The 10,766-nt window shown below is 45.4% G+C and carries 8 protein-coding genes; 3 read left to right on the top strand and 5 right to left on the bottom strand.

From position 1 onward, the window contains the following. Positions 1 to 142: 142 nt before the first annotated feature. Positions 143 to 1,132: an IS110 family RNA-guided transposase gene (locus tag E1919_RS26340; RefSeq protein WP_162056389.1), complete on the bottom strand. Its 990-nt coding sequence runs from the start codon at positions 1,130 to 1,132 to the stop codon at positions 143 to 145. Between the two features lie 548 nt (positions 1,133 to 1,680). Between E1919_RS26340 and E1919_RS26335 the strand changes: the two genes are divergently transcribed. Together E1919_RS26335 and E1919_RS28215 are read left to right on the top strand one after the other, a co-directional pair. Beyond that, complete coding sequence (locus E1919_RS26335) at positions 1,681 to 2,064, top strand: response regulator (RefSeq protein ID WP_162056388.1); 384 nt, start codon at positions 1,681 to 1,683, stop codon at positions 2,062 to 2,064. Positions 2,065 to 2,299: 235 nt separating this feature from the next. Beyond that, positions 2,300 to 2,401, top strand: coding sequence for an IS3 family transposase (locus E1919_RS28215; RefSeq protein ID WP_162056387.1), 102 nt, complete (start codon positions 2,300 to 2,302; stop codon positions 2,399 to 2,401). Positions 2,402 to 2,504: 103 nt separating this feature from the next. Here the strand turns inward: E1919_RS28215 and E1919_RS26325 are convergent, their stop codons facing one another. Both E1919_RS26325 and E1919_RS26320 read right to left on the bottom strand, forming a co-directional pair. Beyond that, positions 2,505 to 2,891 carry a response regulator gene (locus E1919_RS26325; RefSeq protein ID WP_162056386.1) on the bottom strand — a complete coding sequence of 129 codons (387 nt, stop codon included), beginning with the start codon at positions 2,889 to 2,891 and terminating at the stop codon, positions 2,505 to 2,507. Positions 2,892 to 2,979: 88 nt separating this feature from the next. Further along, a complete protein-coding gene (locus tag E1919_RS26320; RefSeq protein ID WP_162056385.1) occupies positions 2,980 to 3,987 on the bottom strand; it encodes a chemotaxis protein CheB in 1,008 nt (335 codons plus the stop codon). Between the two features lie 352 nt (positions 3,988 to 4,339). Here E1919_RS26320 and E1919_RS26315 point away from each other — a divergent pair, with 352 nt between their 5' ends. Further along, the gene (locus tag E1919_RS26315) at positions 4,340 to 7,525 is read left to right on the top strand and encodes a chemotaxis protein CheB (protein ID WP_162056384.1); all 3,186 of its coding nucleotides are present in this window, start codon (positions 4,340 to 4,342) and stop codon (positions 7,523 to 7,525) included. Positions 7,526 to 7,921: 396 nt separating this feature from the next. On the opposite strand, the gene E1919_RS26310 is transcribed toward E1919_RS26315, so the two are convergent. Next, entirely contained in the window at positions 7,922 to 9,598 is a 1,677-nt protein-coding gene (locus E1919_RS26310; RefSeq protein WP_162056383.1) for a SulP family inorganic anion transporter, read from the bottom strand. Positions 9,599 to 10,172: 574 nt separating this feature from the next. Further along, positions 10,173 to 10,568, bottom strand: a complete 396-nt coding sequence (locus E1919_RS26305; RefSeq protein WP_162056382.1) for a hypothetical protein — start codon at positions 10,566 to 10,568, stop codon at positions 10,173 to 10,175. Positions 10,569 to 10,766 lie beyond the last annotated feature (198 nt).

Below are 10,766 nucleotides of genomic sequence, written 5' to 3'. Positions count from 1 at the left end.
TGAACAGAAGGTGATAAAAGGCAAAAGCAAGGTAAGTCAACCTTGCTTTTGCCTTTTATCTTGAACATAATCTGGCTTATAGGTTGGTTTTTGTACTAATCGTTGTAACACGCCACCTGTTTAACATGAACTGTGTTTAAAGTCAAGCCTTACAGGCCTTTATTTTGGAAAAATCAGCCTGATAGGGTATCCCTGATTTAACGATAGCAAAAGCCTGCTTTAGAAGCTTGTTACAGACCGCTATCAGTGCTAGTTTCCCGTTCTTCCCCCTGGCCACGAGCCGCTCGTAAAGAGCCTTGCAGGCAGCATTAGATTTCTTGGCTGAGAAGCTGCACATAAACAACTTGCTTCTGATCAGACCGCCTCCCATCTTGGTGATGCGCACCTTGCCTCTGATACTCGTACCGGAGGTATATTCACGAGGCGAGAGACCAGCCTTGGCAATAAGCTGCCGGTAGTTGTCCATGTTCCTAAAGCCTCCAGCGAACAAAAGCAGCATGCCCGCCGTTTTTCTGCCAATGCCTGGAATAGAGCTCAACAGCTCCATCTCTATTTTAAATACTGCTTCCAAAGCATGAACCATTTTATCCTCCATTTGCCTAACCTGCTTGTCGAGCAGCTTCAGGGTCTGCTTTAGGCTTTTCACCGCCAAGGCGCTCACCACTGGCTGCCGCTCTAAAGCTTCTAAGGAGTTGATGATCATAGTCTTTTGTTTAATGAGCTGCTCAATTACCTGCTCCAGTTGCCGGCATTCCACGATTACCGGCTCCTCTGGTTGCCAACAAACCCCTTGGTTCTGCTCTCCGTAGCGCATGATCCACTGGGCGTCTTTCCTGTCGCTCTTGCCTTTGCCCAGGTGCATCTGGATGTAGCGCTTGATGATAACAGGATTCACTACGACTATTCGTGCCCCCTGCTCCACCAGGTAATAAGCCAACTGCAGGTAGTAAATGCCAGTTGCCTCCATCACATACAGGCTGTCAGATCCGCAGCGCCTGACTAGCTGTTTAAAGCCAGCCTTACTGTTTTCTACCTCCACGTGCTGTGCCTTTTCATCTACTCGATGGCAAGCGGCCAGCGTGTCTTTGCTTACATCAATGCCTACTACTTTTTGTCTTACTTGTGTGTCCATAAATCTAAGAGTTTAGTAAGTGTAAACTAGAAATGTTAGAAGAGGAGACTATGGCGGCATTCTCTATCCTGATGCAAGCTTAAAAGCTTAATGGAACTGTCCAAAGTAACCATAGAAAAGGAAGGGGATTCTCATGTAAAACAGGTTCTTAATGACCAAATAACAGTATGAATCTTTATCCTTCCTTTCTACTCTTTTATACAAGTTAATACGCGATGACAAACATAGGATAACAGTATGAATCTTTATCCTTCCTTTCTACTCTTTTATACAAGTTAATACGCGATGACAAACATAGGATAACAGTAGTTATAAGAGAAACAGCCTTTCCGGGCAGCTGGAGAGGGCAGGGGTTTTGGTACTTTAGCCGGAGGGGCGCTTACTGGACTTGCGCCGTTGCCTAAGCATGTGGCTCGCAGGCTGAAAAAGACAAACCTTCAAGTTCTGCTCTCTCTGCCTCTCCCCGAGCTAACGGGTACAATCTCCGTATAGAGGAACTGCCGCTTTGCTATGGCGCCTGGCTTGACTATTTAACCTGGTGTACAAGAATGGAACAAACAAAAAGAATACTACTGGTGGATGATGATGCCACCGCCGCTTTTATAACGCAAAGGCTTCTCAGGCAATCTGGGACAGAGATATATTTACTCACAGCCAGCCATGGCCGGGAGGCCCTGGATATCATCAGGGAAGCGTGTCAGCGTGAGCAATGCCCGGAATTGATTCTGCTGGATATCAACATGCCCGTCATGGACGGGTTCGAGTTCCTGGAGGAGCTGCAACAGTCAGCTGAGCTGAGCAGTGCCCCACTCCGAATCGTTTTGCTTAGCTCCTCCACGCACCACCTGGATGTGGCAAAGGCAAGGAACTACCCTGTCATTGATTATATCCAAAAGCCCCTTACCCTGGAGAAGCTGTCCAGGTTTTTGTGAAAGGCACTTGCAGTTTGGCTCTGCGCGCTGGTGGTGCCCTAGGTAGATGAAGAGCGCTTATACCCGTTTTCCTTGAACAACCTCTTTCCTAGCTGCGCTTTAGCGAGCTGATCCACCTTTTGCGGCTTCTGTTTATCATAAACCAGTTATAGGTGAGAACGCCTTTCCAACTAACAGGAGGAGATGCCGGTCATGTAGCGCTTGAGCCGGAAAGTAAACTGTTCTCGATAATGCAGTGGCAGATAGCTTCTTGAAGACGATGAAAACAGAAATAGTCTACCACCGCCAATTTGCCACCAGACAGGGGAACAGACTAGCTGTGTTTGAATATACCTAAGGCTTCTACAACCAGAAAAGGAGGCATGCAGCACCTGGCTATTTAACTCCTTGCCAGTATGATTTGGCCACCAAATGATATGCTGTAAAAGACTGACCTGCAATTAAAAATACTTTTTTACTAAGGATACATAATCCATGGTGGTGAAGGGTTTATAGATGTGGTCGGTAATATCGACGTAAGTCTTTATTTTTACCAAATCGTAGAAGCTGGCTGAGGAAGTCAATCCAAATATATGCTTTGCTTTATGTTTTGGATCCAGGTTTTTATAGATTTCTAAAAACTCAAACCCATTCATTTCCGGCATTTGAATATCCAGTAAAATAAGGTCTAGCGGTAAAGTGATATTCTCAATCTGATGGAAATAATCCAAGGCATCCTGGCCACTTGTAACCGCATCAACGTGCGTACTTAAATTGGCTTTCAGTATGTTGCGCTTATTTACAAGATTAGTAGTCTCGTCATCATCTATTAATAATACGCGGTGCAATAATTCCATTTGATCAACTTTATTTGTTTAGAAAGAAGGACTATTGATAGGGGAGTACCCAAGATAGGCTTTTTAACCCGGGATATGACTAAACAGATTTTTGAGAAGCGAATAAAACCTCTTTCATTTTATCTACATGACCCTGAATGGCTTCCGCTTTCTCATGGTAACTTTTAGCCATCGTAGAAAGTCCTTTACGGGTGTGGTCGTTTTCCATCTTCATAAACAGGTTGCGCCGTTCTTCCATCATCCGAAGGGCTACCCAGAGTGTCGCCTCAAATACTTCATATTGTTTAATAACCAAATCTTTTTCGGAATAGGAATGGCCGATATGGCAGCGGTACCGGTCTATCTTGGACTGGCCTTCGCAGCTGGCATCTATACCCCAAAGCCCGCCGCCGCAGTCGGGGCAGGCATAAATACTTTTCTCCCCCAATTGTTTCACGTTATCATAATCCACCACTACCCTTTCCGCAATTTCCGATTCTATTATAACATCCGGGGGCGCTGGAATTTCTTCGGGGTTGGTTTGGGTAATGCCTAAAATTACCTCTCCCATACTGGCCAGGGAAATGCAGTAATTCACTTCCATATTATTGAGTACCGACAAGGGCATATCCGGGTACTCGGCTTCGTTAGGGTCCTGCACCATACACGTGCCGCCGCTTCTTTTAATAGCCAGCATACCGGTGGTTCCGTCATCGAGCAAACCGGTTAAGACTACCCCAATGGCCCGGTTACTGTACGCCGCTGCCGCCGAACGAAACAACACGTCTATGGATGGCCGCCACCGGTTTTCTTCCGGACCATGACCCAGAACGATAGTCTCTTTTTTTACCAGTAAGTGAAGGTTAGGTGATGCGACATAGATATGGCCTTTTTTTATGGGTGCGCCATCAACAGCTACTTCACAAGGTAAAGCGGTACGCTGTTTTAAATTATGCACTAAAAAATCACCGATACTGGTGTGGGATAAATGCATGACAATAAAAATCGCGGCGTCCAGATCAGGCTGCAATTGTGCGACAAATTCAGACAGGGCATTCAGCCCCCCTGCCGAAGCACCTACCGCAATAACAAATTTAGGCTTATCCATGTGAATGAAGTCTATATACTATAAGGGAAGCTATATACGCCAATACTTCAGTTCCGGCAAAAATGAACTTAATACTTATCTTAAGCTTTCCGTTAACATAAGCAAAAGTTAAATTCTTTGTGAGTTTTTGAATGTATGGTTTACGTGTCAAATTTTAAACTTATTACCAGCGGTTACTTTACATGGAGCAAAATAAAATCTGAATCTAATTATAACTATTATATCCAGTATATTTACGTATAAGTACAGGCGACACAGGAGTATAATTTTTAATGCTTTTGAATTAACTGCCAGTTCTTCCCCTTCAGGATACGTTTCTTGATATTCCGGTTCACTCTTTTCAAAGAAAACAATGTTCACGTCAGATCCCGAATTTGTTATTGCAATAGGCGCTTCTGCCGGTGGCATAGAAGAACTATATACTTTTTTTGATCATACGCCATTAGACAGCGCCGCGTACGTGATTGTTCAGCATTTATCACCGGATTTTAAAAGCCAGATGGTAAAGCTGCTGGCGCGACACAGTTTGCTGAGGGTGAAAGTGTCGGAAGACGGTATGCCGGTAAAAAGAAATGAAGTTTACCTGGTGCCGAACGATAAGTTTATGACCATCCGGGATGGTGCACTGTTTTTAACGGACAAAGAATTGGTAGTCGGCCCCCACCATACCATTAACACCTTTTTCAATTCTCTGGCTGCCGATTGCGGCCGGAAAGCGATTGGGGTAATTCTTTCCGGGTTGGGTTCTGATGGCACTGCAGGGATCAAAGAGATAAAAAAAGCCGGCGGGCTGGTAATCGTGCGCGACCCGGATACTACTTCGTTCAGTAGCATGCCCGTAAATGCGATTGCCACCGGAATAGTGGATTATATTTTAGAGCCCTCCCAAATGCCGGGTATTATTTTAGACTATACCCGACAGGAACCAGGCTTCACTGCAGATAACGCCAATAACCAGGAGAACCTGGCTTCTATTGTCGCCTTGATCAAAGCAAACTCTCCCCTGGATTTTACGGATTACAAGCAAACTACTATTCTAAGAAGAACGGAACGCCGGGCAAAACACAATAATTTTACCAGCCTGGGCAATTATCTGGATTTCCTGAAAGTAAATCCGTCTGAAATAGAAGGCCTGGCCCAGGAATTCCTTATAAGCGTTACCGCATTTTTCAGGGATAAAGAGGCTTTTAAAAATATCGAAAAAAATGTACTCCCCGCTATATTGGCAAGCCTGGCTCCGGGCGAAGAGTTAAGAATGTGGGTGGCCGGTTGCGCCACCGGCGAGGAAGCCTATAGCCTGGCTATTCTTATCTGTGAACAGTTAGCAGAGAGAAACCAGGAAACGGTTGTAAAAATATTTGCGACCGATATTGATACTTTAGCTCTGAAACAGGCCGGTAAAGGGATTTATGCGGCCAGTATCGCCAAAGACATTTCGCCGGAACGCCTGAATAAATATTTTTTAAAGGAAGAGGATCAGTACCGTGTTTCACCGGGTATCCGTAAAATGGTCATTTTTGCCCAACACGATTTGGTGAAAAACCCGCCGTACTGCAACATGCATTTGATTAGCTGCCGGAATCTGCTCATTTACCTGACACCGGCCTTGCAGAAAAAAATATATGCCGTATTGCTGTTCGGGCTTAAAAGAGAAGGTTACTTATTTTTAGGCTCCAGCGAAAACCCGCTGCCCATCATGGATGATTTAGAAGTCATCGATAAAAAGTCTAAACTCTACCGAAGCCTGAAAAGCAACCGGGCATTGCGGTTTGAAGCGTTCTCATTGCCGGAACTGAAACATAAACCACCTGTTGCCTTACCGGAAGATTCTTCGCACAACTTATTGCACAGCTTGCCGGAAGCGGTGAATGCTGCGCTGATAAGTGAACTGGATTACCTGGCTATTTGCATTGATGAAAAACACCAGGTAGTAAAAACTTATGGCGATACCACCAGGTTCTTACTACAGAAAAACTTTAACTCCACGTTGACGGAGCTTTTGCCACCGCCACTGGCCGTGGCTTTTAATACCTTGTTTGCGAATAGTTTAACGGCAGATGAAAAATTGTCTGTTACGGGTATCAAGATAAAGCAGCAGGATGCTACTATCAGTGTCCGGTTATCGATTAGCCGTCTGCCCCTGAAAAAAGGAATGCCAACCCTGTTTTTAGTCACGTTCAAAGAAGAAAACATAGAAGCTCCGGCCGTGTCGGATTCTATGGTATTTGATGAAAAACTATATCACGGAGAATATACGCTTAACCTGGAGAAAGAAGTGCGGGAACTGAAGGAGAAGCTACGCGCCACCTACCTGCAACTCGACGCCAGTAATGAAAACATGCAGTCTTTTAACGAAGAACTGCTTTCGGCCAATGAGGAAATGCAGAGCACCAACGAAGAAATGCAATCGGTGAACGAGGAACTGCATACCATAAACGCGGATTACCAACTAAAGAATAAAGAACTGCTGGAATTAAACGACGATTTAAACAACTATTTCCGCAGTAATATCAACGGGCAGTTATTTGTTGACAACGATTTACTGTTAATGAAATTCTCTCCGGGCACCGTGAAGCACATTAACCTGTTGGCAACGGATATTGGCCGTCCGCTAAGCAATATTTCTACCAATATAAAATTTGAAACACTGATAGAGGATATCAAGCAGGTATTGAACAAGGGCAGCATCATCACAAAAGAAATGGAAGCTATTAATGGCCGATGGTACCAGATTATGACGATGCCTTACCTGAAACAGCCCGACAATCAGATTGAAGGGGCTATTATATCGTTTAATGATGTTACCGAACTGAAAACAGCCCAACTGGAGCTAAGCAAAAGAAATGAAATCTTACAGCGCATAAACGCCGACCTGGATAATTTCGTGTACACGGCTTCGCATGATATGCTGGCTCCGCTAAACCACATTGAAGGTAGTATTGGCTTAATGAATACGCTGGATGTGGCCGATCCGGAATTGAAACAGTATTTAAAGATAATAAATGCATCCATCAAAAAATTCCGTTCCCTCATAACCGAAATTGCTACCGTGGCGAAAGTGGAAAGCGATATGGTAACCCAGGAGAACGTTGACCTAACGGAAGTTATTGATAATATTGAATGGAGTTTGGTGGAAAAAATCAATGCTTCCCAAGCAATTATTACCCGGGAGTTGAACGTAAAACACATTCTGTTCTCCAAAAAGAACTTACGCAGTCTTCTTTACAACCTTATTTCTAACGGTATCAAGTTCAAAAGCAACCACCCACCGGTTATCCATATCCAGACGAAAAAGGAAGGGGATTATATTGTTTTATCAGTTCGGGATAACGGATTGGGTATATCGGAGCGTAACCAGGAACGAATTTTTAACAAATACGAGCGAATCAACCAGGATGTGGAAGGTCAGGGAATTGGGTTGTTCCTGACTAAAAAAATAGTACATGCTACCGGTGGTGATATAAAGGTAGAAAGTGAGTTGGGGCAGGGCAGTACGTTTACTATCTATTTTAAGGCCGAATCACCCTCTTTAAATTAGGCAAACATACAGTCTATCAATTAAGCTGTTTTTCACCATTAAATCAGAAGGATGAATTTATTCAGGACACGCCTTGGCACCCCCAACTTGGGACAGGGAGCTTGTCAAGCAATTAAGGATGTCTTTGTTTAAGTAAGTACTTAGAAAATGGAGCAGATAATAGCAACTTTATACTTTGCGGCGCAAGAGCTTCTTTTCTAGATACTTAAAAATGAGTTGTACAGAATAGGTTGGCAAATGTTAAATCCCGGAAAACGTGGAATTTTTGAGCTGGAAGGCGGAGGTTAGCTTGCTTGGTCAAGTCCACCCCTGTTTCGTCGGCCTGCATGCTAACCGCAACAAGACGCAACGCAATGTTCGCTGCCTCTACACATGTAGCGAAGGAGAAGTATCTTATCAATGGCCGTGCATGTTCTCAGAAGTTGAAGACGGTTCCTTTTTCTTGAGTTCGTCTACAACGCAGTCAACAGCCGCTGAAAACGTAGGGCAGACATTCTTATCGGGAATCAACTGCGGGATTATCCCTCCCTTCCGCAGCATGTGCTCCGGCTGTTTTAGAAGGCCCGTCAGAACCACTTTTATCCCCCTTTCTTCCATGGTCAGTAGTGTTTCCTGCAGGGAGTATAACCCCGTCTGGTCAATAAAAGGAACTTCCTCCATACGGTAAATGGCATGGCTTACGTCAACAACCCCTTCCGACATCTTTTGTAATCCGGACGCAAAACCAAAAAACAAAGGACCCTCAATATGCTTGACCAAAACATTTCCTTCCAACTCAGCTGGCAGGCCCCTGCCCTGCCAATACTGCCCATCCTCATAGGTAGACAGTGGTTCTATCCGGGTACGGGTTCCAATAGCATCACTCATTTTTTTCATAAAGAAGAGAGCCGCCATCACCATTCCCACACCTACTGCCGTGAGCAGATCGAGAAAAACAGTTACCAGCAACACCACAATCATAATAGCTGCATCGCCACGTGGAATTACTCTGATGTGCCTGATTCCACGAAAATCGAGGATACCAAGACCTACTGTTATCAGCAAGCCTGCCAGCACTGCCTTTGGGATTAAAGCTGCATAAGAGCCTATAGCCAGAAGAATAACCGCAAGCGTGACAGAATGGATAATGCCAGACCATCTTGATGTTCCCCCTGACCTGACATTGATGAGCGTGCGCATGGTGGCGCCTGCACCTGGCAGCCCGCCAAAAATTCCGGTAACTGAATTGCCTATGCCCTGCCCGATTAGCTCCCTGTTGCTGTCGTGGCGCGTTTTGGTTACGTTGTCTGCCACTACTGAAGTAAGAAGGGAATCGATGGCACCAAGTGCAGCAAGTGTAATGGCCACGCGTATGATTTGCCCGTATAGCGCCGAGTCAATTGTAAAAAGGCTGGCGACCTGCATCTCGGGAAGCCCGGTAGGAATGGAACCGATCACTTCTACATCCTTTTGAAGCACAACGGATAAAATTGTCACGCCAATAAGTGCCACAAGCGTACCCGGGACAGTTTTCGAAATACGGGGAAACAGGTAAACAATCACTACCGTCAGGGCTGCATATAGCAGTGCCCATACATTGATGTTTGAAAATGCAGGCCCGATCTGTCGTACCACATCAATTGTTGTTGGTGGTGATGGCTGGCCTATAGCAGGAAAAAGCTGAAGAAGGATGATGATCACACCAATGCCACTCATGAAGCCCGATATAACCGGGTAGGGAATAAAGCGGATCAGTGCGCCCAGCCGTACAACGCCCATGAGCGCCTGAAAAATACCGGCAAGCAGGAAAGTGGCGACAATAGCCCCAGCTACCGCTTCGATGCTTCCGCCCATTTGAACAAACCCTGCAATGGCGGCTGTTGCTACAACAGTCATCGGCCCGGTAGGGCCGCTGACCTGTGTATAGGTTCCACCAAGAATTGCCGATATAAATCCCAGGATAATGGCGCCGTAAAGACCTGCAGCGGCGCCCAAACCTGACTGCAGTCCAAACGCAAGTGCAAGCGGTAGTGCAACAATACCGGCTGTAAGTCCTCCGAAAACATCGCCCTTTGTAAATGCAAATCCTTTCATTGTTTCGTTGTATGCTGTTAGCGGGAAAGCCCTGCTCCCCAGTGCGCAGTAAAAAAGAGTGCTCCCGGCATCTCCCAGAAATACACAACGTTCAGGGCTTGCTGCTGTGGCGGAATTCACCATACGTTCAGCCCCGAACCGTTGTTTATCAATATTACTGTTGTCTATACTAAAACTAGAGCCGATTGTTATTCGTCACGCTTGAACAACTGTTGATAGTGATTTGTAGCAAATGGCGTGTTCGTTGCACCGCCCTAGCAGCAAGGCTCACATGCCTGCAAAGACACACTGCCTGAACCTACCAAACGAATACACTCTTTAATTCCAAAAGCTGTAAAATAGCTATCGTAAAGTAGCTTTCCGTTTGAAGCACAATCCCAGAAAACGTGAAGATTTTGAGACGAAAGAAGAAGCCTTTGCTGTATGTGCTTTCGCTGTATAGCAGGCAGGTGCCAACGTGAAGTAGTGGCACTGATGACTTGCACTGGTCTAACATTTTTTTCTGCGCCGGCAAGGTAGAAGCAGCGGCTTATCTGCAGGTTTTACAGTACTGCTGTGGTTATCGCCGAGTTAGCTACTTTGAGGCAAGCCAATCAAGAGCTTCCTCTACGCTGTAAAAGTCCTTTATCTCTACCTTAAGCTGTGCTTCCTGCCTGACTTCCCTGATGGGTTTTAACCTGCGGGTGCTCTCCGTCACGACCCGTGCGAGCTTGCGGAGGCGGGTTGTGGTCAGGTTCTTGGCGAACTTGAGGATTATCTCCTTGTACTCAGGCTTGGGAATATCAACCGTGCTCTTCCTGGTGTCTGTCAACAGGTACTTCACATCATACTGCCTGACGGTCTCCACGATGATGTCCAGCGTGTAGGTAGCCTCACTGGCAGAGTAGTAGTGAAAGTCAGGCCATTCGACAGAGAGAACGTCCCTGGCAGGGTTATAGTCAAGCTTTATGAGTTTGTTTGGGATAATCACTGATTAGAATTTTATCTTTTGTAGAGACGCATCATAAATGTAGTAATTTTACTTTACAAACTCTCCCGGCAAACCTGAAGTTGCAGCGAGATGATGTAGTTTGCGTACTTATAGTAAGACATTATAGAACGTATGCTGTACTTCTTTACACGGCACACAAAGTGCAATTAGCCTATGCAGGTTGTTGAGAGTTTCTTG

This window comes from Pontibacter pamirensis (assembly GCF_010015475.1).
GTDB classification, from domain to species: domain Bacteria; phylum Bacteroidota; class Bacteroidia; order Cytophagales; family Hymenobacteraceae; genus Pontibacter; species Pontibacter pamirensis.
This window is presented reverse-complemented; position numbering and strand designations above follow the sequence as displayed.